Source organism: Pedobacter soli (genome assembly GCF_900101435.1).
In the GTDB taxonomy this organism is placed as follows: Bacteria; Bacteroidota; Bacteroidia; order Sphingobacteriales; family Sphingobacteriaceae; genus Pedobacter; species Pedobacter soli.
In genome coordinates this window covers 1-20453 of sequence record NZ_FMZH01000021.1, presented here as the reverse complement: position 1 = coordinate 20453, position 20453 = coordinate 1, and the positions used below count along the sequence as shown (strand labels likewise).

Sequence of the window (20453 nt, the reverse complement as noted above, 5' to 3'; positions counted from 1 at the left end):
ATTAAATTATTTTCCGTTTAATAAGCCATTCGGCGATTAATAAATTGGGGATCCAGCCCAGCCAGGCAATAATCTGGTAAACATCCATTGGGGCAGGATGAAATAAATATACTAAAATAACTTTCCAAAGCCTTAATGTTATGGCCGAAATTGCCAGGGCAAAACTGCGGTACATCATTTTTTTATGGGCTTTTATTTTCCGGTTGATAATGAGTTGCACTGCCTTGAATGTAAACCAAAACCACAAAACGCCTAAAATAATAAAGGAAGTTTTAGCCATTAAGCCACCATTGGCAAAACAGCCGATAAAAATACCCGAAGGTGCTGCCAAAATTAAAACCACACCCGCATACAGGTAACCCAGTAAACGATGAATTTCAGGATATTTTGAAAGTATTTTAGGGTTAAACTGTGTAAAACCGGCCAGCAAAACAAATATGGCACTATACACATGGATATAAAAAACAGGCAGATAGGCACGAATTCCGGTTACCTCGGTTTGTTTGATTTGCAGAAAAGCCACTTCAGTTCCAAATGGCAGATAACGCAGGGTAATCTGCAGCATGAGCACAAAAAAGTAGCCAAAAAACAAGAGCCAGGCCACGCTTAAATAGCTGATGCTTTTCTTCATCTTTATGGCAATAAAGTCTGATTTAAGAAGCGTTTTTCATCATCTCCAAAATATCCTCTACATATTTCCGCTCGTTAGCTAAACGCGGTACTTTGTGCTGGCCGCCCAGTTTATCTTTAGCCTTTAACCAGTTATAAAAGGTATGTGCAGGTGCATTGTGTACTTTAGGCCGGCATAATGCCATATCCTTAAACCGCTTGGCATCGTAATCAGAATTTACCTCGCGCAGCGTTTGATCCATAATGTCTACAAACTTCTCAAAATCATCAGGTTGTTTATCAAACTCAATAATCCATTCGTGGCCTCCTGCTTTCTCTCCTTTAAAATAAATCGGACCTGCGGTATAGTCTTTAATTTCAGCCCCGGTTTCCTGGCAGGCTTTGGTTAAGGCCTGTTCGGCATTATCGATAATAACCTCTTCGCCAAATGCATTGATAAAGTGTTTCGTGCGGCCGGTAATTTTAATGCGGTATGGGGCCAGTGAGGTAAACTGAATCGTATCGCCTATCATATAGCGCCACAAACCTCCATTGGTAGAAATTACAATGGCGTAGTTTTTATACAGCTCCACTTCGCCCAGAACCAGCGCTTTGGGGTTTTCTTCTCCAATGTGCTCCATCGGAATAAATTCATAGAAAATACCGTAATCAAGCATCAATAACATTTCATCCGAATCGTCCTGATCCTGGATCCCAAAAAAGCCTTCTGAGGCATTGTAGGTTTCCAGATAATACATATCTGCCGATGGGATGAGCTGTTTGAACTGCTCGCGGTAAGGTGTAAAGTTTACAGCACCATGAATATATACTTCCAGGTTTGGCCAAACTTCGAGCAAATTGCTTTTGCCTGTAAGTTCGAGCACTTTTTTAGCCAGTACGATCGTCCAGGTAGGTACGCCCGAAATACTGGTTACATTTTCGTTGATAGTGGCCTCGGCCATCCTATCCATTTTAATTTCGTAGTTGTCCATTAAAGCGATAGACATATCGGGCGTACGGTAAAACTCGGCCCAGATGGGCAGGTTTTTAATCAGTACTGCAGATAAATCGCCATAAAAACAATCTTCGTTTAATTGGTTTACCTGATGGCTGCCACCTAAAACCAGGCTTTTACCCGTAAACATCTGGTTATCGGGCCTGTTGTTACAGTAAATAGAAAGCATGTCTTTACCACCTTTAAAATGGCATTCTTCTAAGCTTTCTTCCGAAACCGGTATAAATTTACTCCTATCGCTGGTGGTACCAGATGATTTTGCAAACCACCTGATATCAGACGGCCAAAGGATATTCTGCTCGCCATTGAGCATGCGCTCAATATAGGGCTTTAAAGTATCGTAATTTTGGATGGGAACGCGTTCCTGGTATTGCTGAACCGTTAAAATGGTTTTGTAATCGTACCGTTTGCCCCATTCGGTATTTTCGGCACTATCAATCAGCGTATGGAACCATTCTTCCTGAACATCATGCGGATATTTCATAAAAAGCTCGATCTGGTGGATCCGCTTTTTCATTAACCAGGTAAAAATCGAATTTACAATTGCCATCTTAATGGTTAAAATTAATGAATATCATTTGATCAAAAGTTTCTATTCTTTTATCTACAGCACCTGGGTTTACAGTAATTTGTTTAAGCATAAAGTTTAGGCAACACCCGAAATTAAAATTTGTTTGTGGTGGACAATAATTTATCCCTAACCTGAAAATTAAACATCAAATTTCTTACGTTTTAACACGAAGTTCGATCCCAAATATACTTTTCGCACCATCTCGTTTTCGGCTAGTACCTCTGGTACCCCCTGCTCTAAGATTTTCCCTTCAAAGAGCAGATAGGCCCTATCGGTAATGGAAAGGGTTTCCTGTACGTTGTGGTCGGTAATTAAAATACCGATATTTTTGGTTTTCAGTTTAGCCACAATACTCTGGATTTCTTCTACTGCAATGGGGTCTACCCCGGCAAATGGTTCATCCAGTAAAATAAAATTCGGATTTGCAGCCAAAGCACGTGCAATTTCGGTACGGCGACGCTCCCCTCCCGATAATAAATCGCCACGGTTCTTGCGAACTTTATGCAAGCTAAACTCATTAATCAATTCTTCGAGCTTATCTTTTTGTTCTTCCTTGCTCATGTTGCTCATTTCCAAAATGGCAAGAATATTATCTTCAACAGTAAGTTTCCTAAAAACTGATGCTTCCTGAGCAAGATAGCCGATTCCCTTTTGTGCCCTGCGGTACATGGCATCTTCGGTAATATCTTCCTCCTCTAAAAAAATACGTCCTTCGTTGGGTTTAATCAATCCCACAATCATATAAAACGAAGTAGTTTTACCCGCCCCGTTCGGCCCCAGCAAACCCACAATTTCGCCCTGGTTTACGTTAAACGAAACGTTGTTTACCACAGTACGCTGTTTATATTTTTTAACCAGATTTTCGGCTCTTAGTATCATATATCGATCAATCCTTTGGCTTTCACATTGAGCTTATTGAAATGTCCTTCGACAGGCTCAGGATGACACCATAGAAATATTTTAATTAACTTTTATTCCTTTAATATTCAGTTGCAAACGCTTCTTATCCCGCCACACATTTTCTTCAATGGTATAACAAATAGAAAAAGGTACTCTTGGCAGCAATTGGTTTTGAAATTCTCCCAAGCCAAATGCGATGCCCTCAAAAATAGGCGAATTTTGTTGTTTTACATTAATTTTTAAGTGATTTGCACCAACAGCCATGGCATGTTGCGCCAGATATACCCCATGGGTAACAAAAACCGGCGCCATGTTTTCTGGTCCGAAAGGCCCCATTTGAGCCAAAATCCGGTAAAACTTACCTTCAATTTGCGATAGCTCTATTTCGGCATCTATTTTAATCATTGGCGTTAACAACTCTTCGGTAATGCTTGCAGCTACAATTTCTTCAAACTTATCTGCAAAGGCATTTACATTATGTTCCTGCATGGTTAAGCCTGCGGCAAATTTATGACCTCCATACTGATCCAATAAATCAGCACAGCCACTCAGCGCCTCGTACAAATCGAAACCCACTACCGAACGGCAGGAACCTGCTACATGACCATTTGATTTGGTGAGCACGATAGTTGGGCGGTAATATTTCTCCGTTAAGCGCGAAGCCACAATTCCAATCACCCCTTTATGCCAGTTCTCGTTAAATACCACAGTGGTTTTTCTGTTAATCAGTATTTCACTATCACCTATCAAAGCCAGCGCTTCGCGGGTAATGTCCTGATCGTAAGTTTTACGTTCGGTGTTTTTCAGGTTAATCAGCTCGCTCTGCTCCAAAGCATTGCCATCAACCTGGCAAAGCAACATGGCTACCGCATGCTTGGCATGATCTATTCTACCTGCAGCATTTATCCGCGGACCGAGTGTAAAAACCACATCCGTAATGGTATAATTTTCGGTCTTGCCCGAAACTTCCATTAGCGCGCGTAAACCTTCGCATGGGTTAGTATTTAGCTTTTTCAAACCATAGTGCGCCAAAATCCGGTTCTCCCCAACCACAGGTACAATATCAGCGGCAATACTAATCATTACCAGATCCAGATACTGCAAATAACTTTCTTTAGGCAGCTGGTGTTTTTGAGCATACGCCTGCGCCAGTTTAAATCCTATACCACAGCCTGCAAGTTCTTTAAAAGGGTAAGGACAATCGGCCCTTTTCGGATCTAAAACGGCAACAGCTTTCGGTAATTCATCTCCGGGTAAATGGTGATCGCAAATGATAAAATCGATGCCTAAAGTATTGGCATAATCAATTTTGTCGATAGATTTTATCCCGCAATCGAGCGCAATAATTAACGAGAAGCCATTTTCACTGGCATAATCTATACCAGCCGTAGAAATGCCGTAGCCTTCTAAATAACGGTCGGGGATATAATATTCAATGTTTGAAGTTAACTGAGAAAAGAAACTGAAAGCCAGGGCTACTGAAGTTGTACCATCTACATCATAATCGCCATATATCAGGATTTTTTCGTGGTTTGCCAAAGCAGTTTCAATTCTCGCAATGGCGGCATCCATATCCTTCATTAAGAAAGGATTATGCAGGTGATCTAAATCCGGCCTGAAGAAATCTTTTGCCTGATCGAAGTCGCAAATATTTCTTTGTACCAATATTTGCGCCAGCGAGCGATCTATATTCAGTTGTTCTGCAATCGTAGTTATCGTAGCATCATCACAATTTGACGCAAGCACCCATCTTTTTTCCATTTATTCTGTTTCCGAACAGTAAATATACATTTTAATTGGATATGATGGCAGTAATCCTTAGATAACGAAAGTTCTGGCGCTAAAAATGTAGTTTAAAGCCTTTCTGAAAGTGTTCGATAAACATTTATTTCCGCTGATGACGCAGAAAGCGCAGATTTTAAACAGCAACAAATAACATCAATTATATCTGCGTTATTCCCTTAAATCTGCGGGAGAAAAATAGCACGCCAGTTCCCCGCTGATCACGCTGAAAGCGCAGATTTTAAACAGCAACCAGATCTGCGTTATTCCCTTAAATCTGCGGGAGAAAAATAGCACACCCGTTTCCCGCTGATCACGCAGAAAGCGCGGATTTTAAGCAACAAAATCATCAATTATATCTGCGTATAAATCCTTTAAATCTGCGGGAGAAAAATAGCAAACCTGTTTCCCGCTGATGACGCAGAAAGCGCAGATTTTAAACAGCAACCAGATCTGCGTTATTCCCTTAAATCTGCGGGAGAAAAATAGCAAACCCGTTTCCCGCTGATCACGCAGAAAACGCAGATTTTAAACAGCAACAAATAACAGCAACCAGATCTGCATGTCTATCCTTTATATCTGCGGAAAATTTAAGGCAACCTTATTTCGAGTTACCCGGATATTCCTGGTAAAGTTTCATTAAGTGTTCCTTCTGTGCCGCATATTTGGCATCATCTGCAAGATTTACGCGCTCGGCAGGATCCCAAGAAAGATTATACAGCTCAGTAAGTTCCTTATTATCATTTTTGGTAATCCGCAGTTTCCAATCGCCATCCTTTACCCCTTCTAAAACGTAATTGTGGTAATAAATCGGACGGTGCGGCTTATTGTAGTTTTTGGTCGTTAGCAAAGCAGCAATAGATTCGCCATCATAAACCCTTTGCGGAAGCTTTGTCTTGGTCCAGTCGGCAAGCGTAGGCAAAACATCCAGGTTCGAAATGGGTTTAGTTAACTGTGTATCGCTAAGGGTATGGCCTTTCCAGTAAACAATAAAAGGTACACGGTGACCGGCTTCATAAGAAATGCCTTTCGATCCCCTGAAAACACCTGCCGAACCCACATGGTAAAATTTGGTAAAGCCATCCTGGTACATCCGCGCCGGGGCATTAATCCATGGGCCATTATCACTGGTAAAAATGAAAATTGTGTTATCGGCTTGTCCGGAAGCAACAACCTGTTTCCAGATTTGTGCCAGACCGGCGTCCATATCTTCAATTACATCGCCAAGTTCACCGCCAGCCGAGGGTGTTTTACGGCTCTTTTGTGCGGCAAAGGCAACCGGTAAATGCGGCATATTTTGCGCCAGATACAGGAAAAACGGCTTTTTAGCTGCTGCATTTTTCTTAATGAAAGAAATCGATTCGCGCGTGTACGAACTCGTTAAAATACTATCATGCGGTTTATAAATTTCGGGTTTGGTATTTCTGAAAATTTTAATGGTCGTATCGGTTTTTACATAGGGCGCCCGGTAATCGTGACTATACAGCAAACCGTAAAATTCATCGAAACCTTTTTTATTTGGCAAAGAAGCTCCATGATCGCCCAGGTGCCATTTGCCTACCAATGCCGTTGCATAACCCGATTGTTTAAGCATTTGTGCAATCGTAATTTCATCTTCAGGGATCCCTGCCTTCTCACCCGGACCTATTGGCCTTGGTAAATCCATTCGGCTACAATACCTGCCCGTAAGCAAAGATGCCCTCGATGGGGTGCAGGTTGGCGAGGTGGTTACAAAATTCGTCGCTTTAATTCCTTTTGCTGCCATCCCATCTAAAAACGGCGTCTTAATTAGCGGGCTTCCATAACAGGAAATATCGGCATAGCCCATATCATCGGCCAATACAATGATAACATTAGGACGTTGCTGCGCACTTAGGCGGGTAGAAAAACTAAAAGCTAATAAAAGAATTAAAACGCGAATGTTCATAAAGCATAATTTGCCCGAAATTTAGCAATGATATTTTACAAAAAAAGGAAGTATCCAAGCTTTTACTTAAACAAATACTGTTATTTAGATTGTTACCTTTGCTGAAACATTAAAGATTTAAATTTTGCAAGTTCATACCCTATACGAAGGAACCTATTCGGTTGATGCCACAAAGAAATTTGTTCCTTTCGATCCTGCCATACACCATTTTAAAGACAGACCAGCTTCGCTGTTTATCAACGTACAGCCTTTTTTGGTTGAGCTCAAAAACGACCTGATTCTTTTCGATACCGGTTTAGGTTTTAGCGATGATCATGGCGAATTGATTTTACACAAAAATATCCGGAATGCAGGTTTCGATCCTACTGATGTAACGAAGGTTTTAATGTCGCACCTGCATTACGATCACTCGGGAGGTATGATTCACCAGTTAGGCAACAAAACCGAACTGAGTTTCCCCGATGCCGAACACATTATTAATCGTGGCGAGTGGGAAACGGCATTTAGCAGCACCTCAACATCATACCATGCCGATATTTTCGAATTTGTACAACGCAATGCCCAGTTAACATTTGTGGAGGGCGATGGAGCTATTGATGAAAGCATTGCTTATGAATTTACAGGCGCACATTGCCCCAACCATCAGGTTTTCCTTTTAACAGAAGGCAAACAAAAGGTATTTTTTGGCGGCGATGTTTTGCCAGAGCCTGAAGAACTGATCAAAAATTTTATCGCCAAATATGATTTCGATGGTAGAAAGGCTATGGAACTGCGCAAAGAATATGGTAAAAGAGCTGCCGCAGAAAACTGGGAATGCCTGTTTTACCACAGTAAAAGTGTGGCTACCGGCTTTGTAGATGAAATTGATGGCGGATTTAAAATAAGGTAGACTTTCTAATTTTTAACCGCAAAGTACGCAAAGAGAAGGCGCAAAGGGCGCGGAATGTCATATTCAGGATCCCCATTGCCGTCATTCTGGCGCATGCCAGAATCTCTTATTCTTTAACCACAAACACATAGGCCGCAAAACCCTTAGTAAAAACACTCCGTGCCTTCAGTGGATCCGTGGCTAAAATGCCACCGTATTTTTAACCACAGAGCACACAAAGAAAAGCACAGAGCGAACAGAGCAATATTTAAAACATTCCGTGCTTTCTGAACATCCGTGGCTGAAAGATAAAACTCAGCGCCCTCTGTGGTAAAATTTAGCACGACGAAAAAAGCCCCGGCAAATGCCAGGGCTTTTAGCTTTTCAAGCCTTCCTATTTATGTGGAGGGATAGGATTTATTTTTTAGCTACTAATTTCACAGCTAATTCAAACTCATCGTTAATCGCTTTATCACCAATGCTATCGAAGAATGATTTAGAACCATATTTGATATCATATTTAGTTCTGTCAACAACAATTTTACCAGCTAAAGCAGAAACAGTACCATCAGCGTTAACCGTTACAGTTGCAGGGAAGCTTAATGGTTTAGTAATACCTTTAATAGTTAAGTTACCTGATACAGTTACGTTAGCACCGCTACCTGCTACTTTAGTAATTACGAAAGTAGAAGTTGGGAATTTAGCCACACCAAAGAAATCGTCAGCTTTTAAGTGACCTTCTAATTTAGCGCTACCATCAGCATCTTTGATTGAGTTCATATCGATGGTGAAAGTACCACCAGTTACACTTTTACCATTAACAGCAAGTGAACCTGATTGTAAAGCGATTGTTCCGTTGTGAGAACCGGTTACTTTTTTACCAACCCAAGTAATGGTCGATTTTGCTGCATCTACAGTATAAGTAACTGGTTTAGTAGGGTTTTTAAAAGCTGATAAAGCAACAACTGCTACTAATAAAAAGATTGAAGAGATTTTTAATTTCATTTTCTGGTTTTTTAATTTGATACAAATATAGATCAACCTTTTAGCTGTTGTTATTGACCTATGTTAAGTTTTTCAAAAATAATCGGTTTTATTTAAAATCATTCTATTGACTGCAGATTTATAATAAAGGTTTAATTTGTTTACTTTTTAATGTGAAATAAAGTTCCCGGCATTTTTAAAGCTTATATTCGTTAAACCATTTTACATGATCAGAAAAATTTTAGCTGTTTTAGCGGGCTATGCCATATTTGTTATTTCGTCGCTTTTGCTTTTTAACTTATCAGGTCAAAAGCCACATGCAGAAGCACCAATAGTTTTCAAACTGCTTACCTTAATTTATGGCGGTGCCTTTTCTGCATTAAGTGGTTATGTATTAAGGCTCATTGCTAAAACCCGAAACCTCAACCTGAATTACATTTTAGCAATAATTATTGCCGGTTTCGCTACATTTTCACTTTTCAGTGCTAACGGCAGCCATTGGACGCAGCTTTTAGCTATATTTATCTTTGCACCGGCATCAATTGCAGGAGGCAAACTATACAGCAATAAACACATTTAATAGTAAGTACATGAACCACAAAGCAACATCCATCCGCCCCTTTATTGGTGCAAAAGATTTTGAAATATCAAGAAGCTTTTACCGCGACCTGGGTTTCGAAGAAACCACATTAGGCCCACAAATGTCTGTCTTTAAAACTGGTAACCTGGCTTTTTACCTCCAGAACGCTTATGTAAAAGACTGGATCGATAACACCATGATTTTTATGGAGGTTGACGATGCAGACCGTTATTATACCCAATTGCTGGCCCTCGATTTACCCGGCAAATATAAAAACGTAAAACTTATACCTGTCCGTCACGAAGATTGGGGTAGTGAGTGTTTCCTGCACGATCCATCGGGAATTTTATGGCACTTCGGGGCGTTTAAGTAGAAAACGAACGGAGGTCGGTGCGCCACCACGGAGATAAGAACTGAAACCAGCAATAAGGAAAACAATCCTGTAAGCGCTATACTGTATCAGTAAATCAAATAAATTGGCAAAAAAGCCTTAGTAATTAATCTCCAAAACTGTAAAGTTATAGACGGATAAGACCAAGGGTTACCGGCAAGCATAAAACTAACGCCTGCAAGCATAAAACTGACACACGCAAGCATAAAACCAGCACCGGCAAGCACAAAACTAGTACCTGCAAGCATAAAACCAGCACCTGCAAGCATAAAACTAACGCCTGCAAGCATAAAACTAGCACCTGCAAGCATAAAACTAGCACCTGCAAGCATAAAACTAGCACCTGCAAGCATAAAACTAACACATGCAAGCATAAAACTAGCACCTGCAAGCATAAAACTAGCACCTGCAAGCATAAAACTAACACATACAAGTACTGCACAAAGCACTTTAAGCAAATCTTGTCCCCCTTTGAAGGGGGCAGGGGGATGACCTAACCACTATCTCCCAACTATCATGCACGAACTATGCAGCCTATTACATTAAACCCTATATTTAAACCAAATCAATAACGCTAAAAATGAAGAATAAAATTTATGCCGCACTGTGTTTAACCACTTTGCTTTTTACCGCCACTAGCTGTAATGTTAACAGCAGCTACATCAACCGCGAAGAAGATAAAAAAGACGCAGAGAAAGTGGCTGATCAGTTTTACGAATTGCTTCAGAAAAAGGATTTTCAAAAAGTAGATCCATTATTGAGCACAAAATTCAAAGCTGCAACCAGCACCGAAAAATTAAACGACTATTTAAACGGAGCCTTAAATAAGTTAGGCGAAATTAAAAGCGAAAAGCTCGATCACTGGGAATCGAAGGTGGTAAAAGGTACCAATCCATCTGCAAATTACGTGCTTTACTACGTGGTAGAAAGAACAAAATACCAATCAAAAGAAACGGTTACATTAACTGCAGAAAACGACCAGATCAAAATACAAGGCTACAACGTAGATTCGGATGGCTTGCTGCTAGGCAAATAACATTCGCATTAAACAAAAAAATCTGCAAGCTTTATGAAAAAATTCATAAAACTTGCAGATATATCTAAGGAGATTGCCTGCCTGTAGCAGACAGGCTTCGTCGTACCTCCTCGCAATGACGCGAAGGGAATTACTTAAGGAACAATCTCTTCAAGGTAACTTTCAACTGGCGGACAAGCACAGATCAATGATCTATCGCCATGGCTATCGTTAACACGACCAACCGAAGGCCAGAACTTGCGCTCTAACACATAAGGCAGCGGGAACGCAGCAGTTTGACGGCTATAAGCATGCTCCCACTCATTTGCAGTGATCACTGAAACTGTGTGTGGTGCATTTTTAAGCGGGTTATCTGTTTTATCTAAAGTACCGTTTTCTACCTGGGTAATCTCATTTCTGATAGCAATTAAGGCATCACAGAAACGGTCTAACTCATGTTTAGGTTCCGATTCTGTAGGCTCAACCATTAAAGTGCCCGCAACCGGGAACGAAACCGTTGGCGCGTGGAAACCATAATCCATTAAACGTTTGGCAATATCAGTTACTTCGATACCGAAAGCTTTGAACGAACGGCAATCTAAAATCATTTCGTGTGCACAACGACCCTGAGCACCTGAATAAAGTACCGGGAAGTGTTGCTCTAAACGCTCTTTCATGTAGTTGGCGTTTAAAATGGCATATTTAGTTGCATTGGTTAAACCTTCAGCACCCATCATCGCAATATACGCATGAGAAATGATCAGAATTGAAGCTGAACCCCAAGGTGCAGATGAAACCGCAGAAATAGATTTTCCTTTATCGATATCCACAACAGCGTGACCAGGAAGGTAAGGAGCCAGGTGTTTAGCCACACCAATTGGGCCCATACCAGGACCTCCACCACCGTGAGGGATACAGAAAGTTTTGTGTAAGTTTAAGTGACAAACATCGGCACCAATATTAGCCGGGCTGGTTAAACCAACCTGAGCGTTCATATTTGCACCATCCATGTAAACCTGTCCGCCGTTAGCGTGAATGGTTTCGCAGATTTCGATAATACTTTCTTCAAATACCCCGTGCGTAGATGGATAAGTTACCATTAAACACGAAAGGTTATCTTTATGTAGTTCTGCTTTAGCTTTTAAATCTTCTACATCGATGTTACCGTTTTCTAACGATTTAACCACCACAATCTTCATATCGGCCATTGCCGCAGAAGCAGGGTTGGTACCATGTGCCGAAGCCGGGATTAAAGCCACATTACGGTGGAAATCGCCTCTATCATGGTGATAAGCGCGGATAACCATTAAACCGGCATACTCGCCTTGCGCGCCTGCATTAGGCTGCAAACTCATGGCCGCAAAACCAGTAATTTCGCTTAACCATTTATCAAGCTCATTGAAAACTGAATAATAACCCAATACCTGATCTGCCGGGGCAAAAGGGTGAATACGACCAAAGTGAGACCAGGTAACCGGAATCATTTCGGCAGTTGCATTTAATTTCATCGTACAGCTACCCAAAGCAATCATCGAGTGGCAAAGCGATAAATCTTTTGCCTCTAAAGATTTAATGTAACGCAACATCTCGTGCTCTGAGTGGTGTGCGTTAAAGATAGGGTGCGTTAAATAAGCTGAAGTACGTTGTAAAGCTTCAGGGATTACCGTTTCTACATTTTCAACCACTTCTACCTGATCGCCTGCAAAGCCTTTAGCTCTTGCAAAGATTTTAGCGATTAAAGTAATATCTTCAAAAGTAGTCGTTTCATCAACTGAAATGGTAACTGTATTACCTACATAATTTAAGTTGATTTCGTTATCCAGGCAGTAAGCGTGAATACCACCTTTTAAATCGCCTAAATCGAAACGGATTGTATCGAAATAAGCCGAATTTAACTGCTCGTAACCTAAGTTTTTCAAGGTAGTAGCCAAACTTACAGCTAAACCATGTGTACGTTCAGCAATGGCTTTTAAGCCTTTCGGACCGTGGTATGCGGCATAGAAACCAGCCATAATTGCCAGTAATGCCTGTGCAGTACAAATATTTGAAGTTGCTTTATCCCTGCGGATGTGTTGCTCGCGGGTTTGCAAAGCCATACGCAAAGCGTAATCGCCATGGCTATCGATTGTTACACCAATAATACGGCCAGGGATTGAACGTTTATACACTTCTTTCGTAGCAAAAAATGCTGCGTGTGGACCACCAAAACCCATCGGAATACCGAAACGTTGTGTAGTACCTACCACAATATCAGCACCCCACTCGCCCGGAGGCGTTAATAAGGTTAAGCTTAAAATATCGGCAGCAACCGTTAATTTAATGTTTAAGTTATGTAATTCAGCAGCAAAGTTTTTGTAATCGAAAACCTCACCGTTACCAGCAGGATACTGCACAATAGCACCAAAGAAATCTTCGGTAGCTACGAAATCCAAATGACTGCCAATAACCAGCTCAATGCCATAAGGATTGGCACGCGTTTTTAAAATATCGATGGTTTGGGCAAAAAGCAATTCAGAAACAAAGAATTTCTTAGCAGCCTGATTTTTACGTGTACTGTACTGCATAAACATCGCTTCAGCCGCAGCTGTACCTTCATCTAATAACGATGCATTGGCAATTTCCATTCCGGTTAAATCGATAACCATGGTTTGGAAATTTAATAAAGCCTGTAAACGGCCCTGTGCAATCTCTGCCTGGTATGGCGTATATTGGGTATACCATCCTGGGTTTTCGAATACGTTACGTAAAATTACACCCGGGGTAATGGTATCATAATAACCTTGACCGATAAAGCTTTTGAAAACTTTATTCAACAATGAAGTTTGTTTTAAAGCACCAAGATATTCAGTTTCTGACTTTGCTGCCGGCAAATTTAACGGTTGTTTTAACCTAATTGCCGTCGGAACAGTTTGTTCAATCAGCTCATCAATAGAATTAACGCCAACAGTGTGCAACATTTCGGCTGTATCGGCCTCATTAGGAGCAATATGGCGATTTTGAAAATCTTCCTTGTAATGGATATTTAAGCTCATGCGGTATGAATAATAAATTTGCGTGCAAAGGTAACAAAAACGCAGCTTTATTTCGCTATATATCAGTGTAAAAAAGGCGTCTTATTCAAGTTAAAAGCTACAAAAACAGTAGATTTTATGCATGAGCCAAAAGACAAACGTTTGTCCTTTTTAAGCAAATAGGATATTAGTTTGGAAAGCACGGGCAGTACTGAAATTTAAATTCGTTCCCGTTATCCGCTACAATCTTTTACCTAAACCTTATAGGTACTAACTTTCAACAGTAACATTTAAACCTATAAGGTTTGTAAAAGGATTTCCGCTGCTACCGGGTTTAAAAACGAAGCAACGGCAAAATACCCGATCCCAATAGATAAACCCGCTTAGGTCTTTAAGCTTTAGTCTTTCCCCTATTGTTGCACTTTCCAGCCTTCATCTTTACTCAGCTTCAGCTTATAAGTCTTGGTAATGAAGTTGCTGTTCTTATTCGCGTCTTTATCAAAAGGCTCAAAATCGGTAGTTACCATTTTTAAAGATACCGTAACCTTGGCCGTGCTCGAGTTTACCTGCGAGAAATCTACAGGTTTTTCATCTGCCAGTACATATTCTACCACTTTAACAGTAGCTTTATCGCGGTCTTGTTTCAATACCAGCGGACTTGCTTTATCGGTTAGCGTAATCTGGTAAACAAAACTGCTATCTTCTGAAAGGAATTTCTTTTTAGCCTCTTTTAAATCGAGTGTTACCAGTCCTTTGCTGGCCAGCGTTTTATATTTTCCCAGCTCAAACATATCGTTGGTGCTGTTGAATTTGATTTCACCAAAGTTAAAGCGTGTGGTTTTATACTCGGGATTTGCTTTCAGGTAATCGGTAATTACCTCGCCTGCCTCTTCCTGATTGATGGTGGTTTTCGTTTTACAAGCTGTAAAGCCTACAATAAGGAATGATAAAATATAAATGGTAAGTTTTTTCATAGTAAACGCGTTAAGCTTTTTAAAGGTATTTATTTTTAATTTAACCGCAAAGCGCTCAAACGTAATTACCCCTTTAAGGTTTAAACCACGAAGTCGCAAAGCACACGAAGGTTTGGGTAGGCTTTCATTCTTCTTGACCTGCTAAAGCAAAGCCTTTTTTTACCACAGAGGACGCTGAGCATTACACAGAGAGCACGAAGGCATATTGCCCGGTGCGTTCGGTGCTTTTTTCTTTGTGTACCTGATTTGGCCACAGATGCACACAACGTTTTTTGAATATAACTCGGTTTTCTCTGTGCCTTTTTCTTTGTGAACTCTGTGGTTAAAAAAGGGATTCTGACATGCGCCAGAATGACGGCTAGAATAGCTTTTCGATCAAAAACATTGCTAAATTTTACCACCGAGGGCACCGAGCTTTACACAGAGTAACATTGAGGCATATTGCTCTGTGAGCGCTGTGCCTTCTTTGTGGGCTCTGTGGTTAAAAACAGAGTTTCTGGCATGCGCCAGAATGACGACTTATTGATTTTGCACGTTCTGCCCCTTGCTCTATGCACTCTGTGCCTACCTCTGTGTGCTCTGTGGTTAAAAAGAGATTCTGGCATACGCCAGAATGACGACCATGATAACTTTGCGCGCTTTGCGCCTACCCTCTGCGTACTTTGCGGTTAAACGGTTAAACCGAGCTTATCTCCGTTTTAAAAACTTCAGGTTAGGCAAAATCATTGCCGAAAGAATAACCACTACTCCAACCCACCTTAAAAACGAAACCTGCTCCTGCAGTACAAAACCCGCCATCATTACCGCTACAGGTAGTTCGGCTGCACTTAAAATCGAACTTAATGCCGTACCAATTCTGGGCACCCCCTCTGCAAAACATAATGGTGGAATTACCGTTCCAAAAACAGAAATAATCAGCCCCCATTTAAGTAAACTCCCACCTAACGCGCCATTAAATAAAAATGCCGGCGGAAAGAGGATAAAAATCAGGATACAGGCACCCGTAATCATCAGAGCACTTTTCTTCAGCACCGGATATTCGTTACCAATCCTGCCGCTTAGCAATAAGAAACCCGCGTAAGATACCGCAGCCAGCAAGCCGAAACCAATTCCTTTTAAGCTCATGTCGCTGATATTTGTTTCTACCATACCACTCGCCAATACCGTTCCGCCCAAAACCAAAACTATAGCCAGCAACTGCAAGCCCGTAGGTTTCTTCTTAAAAAACACGAGCTCCATTAAAATACTCATCCAGATAAACTGCATCAGTAACACAATGGCCACCGAATTGGGTACAAGCTTTACCGACTGATAATAAAAAATACTGACTAATCCGGTACAAGTACCCGCCAATACCATTTTCCACCATGGGGTAAGTATAACTTTTTCTTTTGCCTTATATTTTGATGTACGGCTTTGAAAGAAAAACAATACCCATAAAATTACAGCGCCTAAAAAAGCCTGCGCACCGGTTACATCGCCAAGCGTATAACCTTCGTGGTAAGCCAGTTTAACAAAAGTAGAGAGTATGCCAAAACTACAGGCACCAAAAAAAACAAGGAGGATTCCTTTTAACATTTATAAAGTATCAGGTATTTAGTATCAGGTACAACTGGCTTGCTAAGCCTGCCTATTAAATAAGCTAATTACAACAATAGTTATAGCTTTAAGCTTTTTGCTTTAGTCTTTCTGCTTTTTAAGCAAGTTGCTGCAAATATTTCTGGATAGTAGTTTCCAAACCTAAATAAAGTGCATCGCTAATTAACGCATGGCCTATAGAAACCTCTAGCAAACCCGGAATACTTTGCGCAAAATAATGCAGGTTATGTAAATCCAGATCGTGACCGGCGTTAATACCCAAACCCAATTTATTGGCATGGTGTGCTGCAGCAATGTAATTCACTACTGCCTTTTCGCGGTCGGCAAAATAGTTTTGTGCATAAGCCTCGGTATAAAGTTCAATACGGTCAGTTCCGGTTTCTACTGCACCTTCTACCATTTCCACAACCGGATCAACAAAAATAGAAACCCGGATGCCTGCCTTTTGAAAAACCGCAACCATTTCTTTCAGGTAATCTTTGTGTTTAATCGTATCCCAGCCATGGTTAGAGGTAATCTGTCCTTCAGCATCAGGCACCAAAGTAACCTGTGCAGGTTGATTGGCCAAAACCAGGTCTACAAATTTATCTTCGCGGCAATTGCCCTCAATGTTAAACTCTGTTGCAATAACAGCTTTTAAATCGTAAACATCCTGGTAACGGATATGTCTTTCGTCCGGACGCGGGTGAACTGTAATTCCCTGCGCACCGAAACGTTCGCAATCTAATGCAACCTTAACCAGATCAGGATTATTACCGCCACGGCTGTTGCGTAGTGTAGCAATTTTATTGATGTTAACCGATAACTTTGTCATAAAACAAAGATAGCGCTTTGCCTTTGTTAATCTTAAACCTTGAAAAAATTTGACTTTTTTTTGCTCATATTTGCTTCTGGTAAATGAATATAAAGGACACTACATTATATAAGCTCCTCATTGCACTGATTGTACTGGTGAGCACCTTTGCCCTTTTCGGCGGTATTATGGAACCCGATTCGGCACTCTACGCTTCTATTGCCAAAAACATGGCGCTTAGAAACGATTGGGTTAACATTTATGTTCGCGGGGTAGACTGGCTCGATAAACCACACTTAACCTTCTGGCTGGCTGCAGTTTCTTTTAAAATATTTGGTATTAATGCTTTTGCCTATAAACTCCCCTCCTTCTTATTTGGCTTATGGGGTGCCTGGTATTTGTACAAACTGGCGAAGGATATCTACAGCGAAAAAACCGGACTCATTTCTGCCCTTATTTTTTTAAGTGCGCTCCATATCCTCATTTCTACATTCGATGTACGTGCCGAGGTTTATATTACCACTTTTACCCTGGCAGCCATTTACCATTATTACAAAGCACATCAAAATACTTTCTGGCATATTGTAGCAGGTTCATTTTTTGCGGCATGTGCCATCATGATTAAAGGCATATTTGTTTTAATTCCCGTTTTTGGTGGTTTTATCATTTACTGGTTCTTAACCAAACAATTTAAGCAGTTATTAAAACTAAAATGGTGGTTAGCCATTGTGCTCATCTTTGTTTTTATCATCCCCGAGCTTTATACCTTATATGTACAATTCGATTTGCATCCTGAAAAACTGGTATTCGGCAAAACCAATGTTTCGGGTTTAAAGTTTTTCTTTTGGGATAGCCAGTTCGGGCGCTTCTTTAACAACGGCCCCATTAAAGGCAAAGGCGACATTTCTTTCTTTTTACACACCACACTCTGGGCATTTTTACCCTGGTCGATACTGTTTTACACTGCAGTTATTAACCTGTTTAAAAAACAAAACCGCAAAGATTTACCTGCAGAAAGTATCATGATCTGGACGAGTGCTGCAATAACTTTCCTTTTATTTTCGCTTTCGAAATTCCAGTTGCCGCATTATATCTTAATCATTCTGCCCCAATTTGCCATCATCACTGCCTTGTATATTCAGAAACCCGAAGGCAAAAGTTTGAGGGTATTTTTAACGGTGCAGCATGTATTGGCGATACTGATTACCTTAATCCTTAGCCTTGTTGCTATTGCTTTTGATTTTAAAAACAATTATCCGGCCATCGGTATCTTAGTTGTGGTACTGGTTGTTTCTTTCTTCTTATTTAAAGGAATCAAGCCCGAAACCCTTCTAGCACGCAGTACTTTTATTTCGGTAAACCTCATGTTGTTCCTCTCTGTATTTTTCTATCCATCAGTTTTAAAATATGAATCGGGTATGGAAGCAGGCAATTGGCTAAAAGAAAATCATCCCAATGCCAAAGCATCAGTTTTGATGTACCCTGATGCCTATTCCTTTGATTTTTACGCACAGGGAGAGCCAAAATACTTTTGGAATTATGAAGAGCTGGATAAGTTTAGGGGCGATGAAAATCTGGTCGTTTACACACCTGAATCGGAACTGCCCAGATTAAAAAAAGAATATGGTGCCGAGGTGTTAAAATCGTTCGAATACTATCACATTACCAAGCTTACACCCAAATTTATCAATGCCAAAACGCGTCCTCAGTTATTAGAACATTTTTACCTGGTTAAATTGCATTAAAATGGATTTATTCTTCCGCATTATAAAGTTTGGATTGACTGGCCTGCTCGGAATGGCGATCGATTTCGGTGCTACATGGCTTTTCAAAGAAAAGATAAAGGTAAACAAGTATGTAGCTAATGCCATTGGTTTTACGCTGGCAGTAACCAATAATTACCTCATTAACCGGATATGGACTTTTGAGAGTACCAACAGCCACTGGGGAACCGAGTTCAGCAAATTTTTAGTGGTTAGCCTAATCGGCTTAGGCCTCAATACCGTTATCATTTACCTTTTCCACCAGCGCAAAAACGGCACTAATTTTTATGTAGCCAAGTTTTTCGCCATCGTTATTGTATTTGTCTGGAATTTCCTGGCGAATATGCTGTTTACGTTTAGATAACGTATGAATATTTTAACATTAAGGGATTAAGGCCATTAAGAAAGTGTACAACAGACTAAATTTCACTTAATTATCTTAACTTCTTAATGATAGGAATATTTCACCATTAAGAGCTTAAGGTCATTAAGAAAGTGTAAAACAGACTAAATTTCACTTAACTATCTTAGCTTCTTAATGATAGGAATATTTCACCACTAAGAGCTTAAGGTCATTAAGAAAGTGTAAAACAGACCAAATTTCACTTAACTGTCTTAACTTCTCCTATGATGAAAATTATGCGTAATGCTATTTAGAGTAGCTGCAAATGGTTCTAGATGTACTAATTTAACTTTTTGCTTTGAATACGGCAAAAGCAATTTGAGGTTTTTATTTTTTACGCTAAAAACCTTCCTATTTAATTTTCTGATACAATTGCCAATCAATCTCCTATAAGCAGACATCCTGTTATTGGAGCTGCAAGATCGCGTTCATATTATTTTTTAAAACGGCAGCCGTAATCTTAATGGTACAGACACCTTAATGGGCTGTAGAAGTTAACGTTCGGTCCGCCATTTATAACAAAACAGATTGGTCTTATACTGTATTGTTTTTCTTTTATTGAACTACAGCCGGAACATAACCGCACTGGTTCCTCATTACAAACCTAATCCTATTCAACATTTTCCGTGCAATTTTTATAATCGCTTTATTTTTGCTTATCCCTTTACAAAATTTCCCAAAAGCCATCGTCATAGCAGGATCCAACCTGACAGCAACCCAGCTTGCCTCAATGAGTTTTTCTCTTAACTGATGATGGGCACGATGGGTTAGCCCTAGCACCTGCTCTTTATCACCACTACCGTATACTCTTGGAACAAGCCCTAAGTATGAACATAAATCATCCAGTTCCCTAAACCGATATATATCACCTATCTCTGTTATAAATAATAAGGCCGTAATCTCACCTATCCCAGGAACACTCCTGAGAAGCCCAATTTTTTGCTTATACCGTTCAGCCTTCGACAGTAACCTAACCTGTTTGGTGGCCGCAAGTACCATCTGGCGTGTCTGTTCATAATTTTGAATCAACAGATTAAGATGTATTCTGGCGGATGTACCTAAGTGAAGTGTTTTAAGCCATTTAATAAAGTTTTTCGACCAGTAACTCCGATCCCCATCAGTTTCTATTCCCTGAAAATTTAGCCAGCTCCTGATCTGGTTTTTGCAACGGGTCTGGTTCTTAATTATTTGCTGATAAATACGGATGATCCCTCTGTCTTCCTGTTGTTCCAGTGTTGGAACAAAAATGCCCTTAAGCGCATTCTTGC

The 20453-nt window shown here is 40.4% G+C and carries 18 protein-coding genes; 6 read left to right on the top strand and 12 right to left on the bottom strand.

All coding sequences use genetic code 11. The features are described from left to right. Nucleotide 1 precedes the first annotated feature (1 nt). From BLR37_RS24285 to BLR37_RS24265, 5 genes are all read right to left on the bottom strand, one after another. Nucleotides 2-631, bottom strand: a complete 630-nt coding sequence (locus BLR37_RS24285) for a DUF2306 domain-containing protein (RefSeq protein WP_208599723.1) — start codon at nucleotides 629-631, stop codon at nucleotides 2-4. Nucleotides 632-653: 22 nt separating this feature from the next. Continuing rightward, nucleotides 654-2174, bottom strand: coding sequence for a GH3 auxin-responsive promoter family protein (locus BLR37_RS24280; RefSeq protein ID WP_090773227.1), 1521 nt, complete (start codon nucleotides 2172-2174; stop codon nucleotides 654-656). 159 nt (nucleotides 2175-2333) lie between these two features. Continuing rightward, nucleotides 2334-3074, bottom strand: a complete 741-nt coding sequence (lptB, locus tag BLR37_RS24275; protein ID WP_039480746.1) for an LPS export ABC transporter ATP-binding protein — start codon at nucleotides 3072-3074, stop codon at nucleotides 2334-2336. Nucleotides 3075-3155: 81 nt separating this feature from the next. Further along, the gene (gene recJ / locus BLR37_RS24270) at nucleotides 3156-4856 is read right to left on the bottom strand and encodes a single-stranded-DNA-specific exonuclease RecJ (protein ID WP_090773225.1); all 1701 of its coding nucleotides are present in this window, start codon (nucleotides 4854-4856) and stop codon (nucleotides 3156-3158) included. 622 nt (nucleotides 4857-5478) lie between these two features. Next, a complete protein-coding gene (locus tag BLR37_RS24265) occupies nucleotides 5479-6804 on the bottom strand; it encodes a sulfatase-like hydrolase/transferase (protein WP_090773223.1) in 1326 nt (441 codons plus the stop codon). 124 nt (nucleotides 6805-6928) lie between these two features. Here BLR37_RS24265 and BLR37_RS24260 point away from each other — a divergent pair, with 124 nt between their 5' ends. Then, nucleotides 6929-7693 carry an MBL fold metallo-hydrolase gene (locus tag BLR37_RS24260; RefSeq protein WP_208599722.1) on the top strand — a complete coding sequence of 255 codons (765 nt, stop codon included), beginning with the start codon at nucleotides 6929-6931 and terminating at the stop codon, nucleotides 7691-7693. 396 nt (nucleotides 7694-8089) lie between these two features. Here BLR37_RS24260 and BLR37_RS24255 read toward each other — a convergent pair whose 3' ends face one another. Then, entirely contained in the window at nucleotides 8090-8677 is a 588-nt protein-coding gene (locus tag BLR37_RS24255) for a YceI family protein (protein ID WP_090773219.1), read from the bottom strand. A gap of 205 nt (nucleotides 8678-8882) precedes the next feature. Between BLR37_RS24255 and BLR37_RS24250 the strand changes: the two genes are divergently transcribed. Together BLR37_RS24250 and BLR37_RS24245 are read left to right on the top strand one after the other, a co-directional pair. Beyond that, nucleotides 8883-9236 (top strand): hypothetical protein, encoded by a 354-nt coding sequence (locus tag BLR37_RS24250; RefSeq protein ID WP_090773217.1) that lies wholly within the window; start codon nucleotides 8883-8885, stop codon nucleotides 9234-9236. A gap of 10 nt (nucleotides 9237-9246) precedes the next feature. Next, nucleotides 9247-9609 (top strand): VOC family protein, encoded by a 363-nt coding sequence (locus BLR37_RS24245; protein WP_090773215.1) that lies wholly within the window; start codon nucleotides 9247-9249, stop codon nucleotides 9607-9609. 86 nt (nucleotides 9610-9695) lie between these two features. On the opposite strand, the gene BLR37_RS24240 is transcribed toward BLR37_RS24245, so the two are convergent. Beyond that, nucleotides 9696-10043 (bottom strand): hypothetical protein, encoded by a 348-nt coding sequence (locus BLR37_RS24240; protein ID WP_090773213.1) that lies wholly within the window; start codon nucleotides 10041-10043, stop codon nucleotides 9696-9698. A gap of 164 nt (nucleotides 10044-10207) precedes the next feature. Between BLR37_RS24240 and BLR37_RS24235 the strand changes: the two genes are divergently transcribed. Beyond that, entirely contained in the window at nucleotides 10208-10663 is a 456-nt protein-coding gene (locus BLR37_RS24235) for a hypothetical protein (RefSeq protein WP_090773211.1), read from the top strand. Nucleotides 10664-10797: 134 nt separating this feature from the next. Here BLR37_RS24235 and gcvP read toward each other — a convergent pair whose 3' ends face one another. The 4 genes from gcvP to BLR37_RS24215 all read right to left on the bottom strand — a co-directional run bounded on the left by gcvP (nucleotide 10798) and on the right by BLR37_RS24215 (nucleotide 17040). Beyond that, nucleotides 10798-13674 (bottom strand): aminomethyl-transferring glycine dehydrogenase, encoded by a 2877-nt coding sequence (gene gcvP / locus BLR37_RS24230; RefSeq protein ID WP_090773209.1) that lies wholly within the window; start codon nucleotides 13672-13674, stop codon nucleotides 10798-10800. A gap of 389 nt (nucleotides 13675-14063) precedes the next feature. Continuing rightward, on the bottom strand, nucleotides 14064-14627 hold the full coding sequence (locus tag BLR37_RS24225) for a hypothetical protein (protein ID WP_090773207.1): 564 nt from the start codon (nucleotides 14625-14627) through the stop codon (nucleotides 14064-14066). Between the two features lie 687 nt (nucleotides 14628-15314). Next, nucleotides 15315-16205: an EamA family transporter gene (locus BLR37_RS24220; RefSeq protein WP_090773205.1), complete on the bottom strand. Its 891-nt coding sequence runs from the start codon at nucleotides 16203-16205 to the stop codon at nucleotides 15315-15317. Between the two features lie 118 nt (nucleotides 16206-16323). Next, the gene (locus tag BLR37_RS24215; RefSeq protein WP_090773203.1) at nucleotides 16324-17040 is read right to left on the bottom strand and encodes a pyridoxine 5'-phosphate synthase; all 717 of its coding nucleotides are present in this window, start codon (nucleotides 17038-17040) and stop codon (nucleotides 16324-16326) included. An 83-nt stretch (nucleotides 17041-17123) separates the two neighbouring features. Between BLR37_RS24215 and BLR37_RS24210 the strand changes: the two genes are divergently transcribed. Together BLR37_RS24210 and BLR37_RS24205 are read left to right on the top strand one after the other, a co-directional pair. Beyond that, nucleotides 17124-18764, top strand: a complete 1641-nt coding sequence (locus BLR37_RS24210) for an ArnT family glycosyltransferase (protein ID WP_090773201.1) — start codon at nucleotides 17124-17126, stop codon at nucleotides 18762-18764. Between the two features lies 1 nt (nucleotide 18765). Then, entirely contained in the window at nucleotides 18766-19146 is a 381-nt protein-coding gene (locus BLR37_RS24205) for a GtrA family protein (RefSeq protein WP_090773199.1), read from the top strand. Nucleotides 19147-19740: 594 nt separating this feature from the next. Here BLR37_RS24205 and BLR37_RS24200 read toward each other — a convergent pair. Next, the coding region (locus BLR37_RS24200) for a transposase (protein ID WP_090773197.1) at nucleotides 19741-20453 on the bottom strand (713 nt) is incomplete at its 5' end.

Coding starts and splice junctions, on each gene's coding strand:
- lptB (WP_039480746.1), bottom strand. CDS start 3,074: ATGATACTAAGAGCCGAAAATCTGGTTAAAAAATATAAACAGCGTACT.
- BLR37_RS24265 (WP_090773223.1), bottom strand. CDS start 6,804: ATGAACATTCGCGTTTTAATTCTTTTATTAGCTTTTAGTTTTTCTACC.
- BLR37_RS24245 (WP_090773215.1), top strand. CDS start 9,247: ATGAACCACAAAGCAACATCCATCCGCCCCTTTATTGGTGCAAAAGAT.
- BLR37_RS24215 (WP_090773203.1), bottom strand. CDS start 17,040: ATGACAAAGTTATCGGTTAACATCAATAAAATTGCTACACTACGCAAC.
- gcvP (WP_090773209.1), bottom strand. CDS start 13,674: ATGAGCTTAAATATCCATTACAAGGAAGATTTTCAAAATCGCCATATT.
- BLR37_RS24220 (WP_090773205.1), bottom strand. CDS start 16,205: ATGTTAAAAGGAATCCTCCTTGTTTTTTTTGGTGCCTGTAGTTTTGGC.
- BLR37_RS24205 (WP_090773199.1), top strand. CDS start 18,766: ATGGATTTATTCTTCCGCATTATAAAGTTTGGATTGACTGGCCTGCTC.
- BLR37_RS24240 (WP_090773213.1), bottom strand. CDS start 10,043: ATGCTTGCAGGTGCTAGTTTTATGCTTGCAGGTGCTAGTTTTATGCTT.
- recJ (WP_090773225.1), bottom strand. CDS start 4,856: ATGGAAAAAAGATGGGTGCTTGCGTCAAATTGTGATGATGCTACGATA.
- BLR37_RS24280 (WP_090773227.1), bottom strand. CDS start 2,174: ATGGCAATTGTAAATTCGATTTTTACCTGGTTAATGAAAAAGCGGATC.
- BLR37_RS24250 (WP_090773217.1), top strand. CDS start 8,883: ATGATCAGAAAAATTTTAGCTGTTTTAGCGGGCTATGCCATATTTGTT.
- BLR37_RS24285 (WP_208599723.1), bottom strand. CDS start 631: ATGAAGAAAAGCATCAGCTATTTAAGCGTGGCCTGGCTCTTGTTTTTT.
- BLR37_RS24225 (WP_090773207.1), bottom strand. CDS start 14,627: ATGAAAAAACTTACCATTTATATTTTATCATTCCTTATTGTAGGCTTT.
- BLR37_RS24210 (WP_090773201.1), top strand. CDS start 17,124: ATGAATATAAAGGACACTACATTATATAAGCTCCTCATTGCACTGATT.
- BLR37_RS24255 (WP_090773219.1), bottom strand. CDS start 8,677: ATGAAATTAAAAATCTCTTCAATCTTTTTATTAGTAGCAGTTGTTGCT.
- BLR37_RS24235 (WP_090773211.1), top strand. CDS start 10,208: ATGAAGAATAAAATTTATGCCGCACTGTGTTTAACCACTTTGCTTTTT.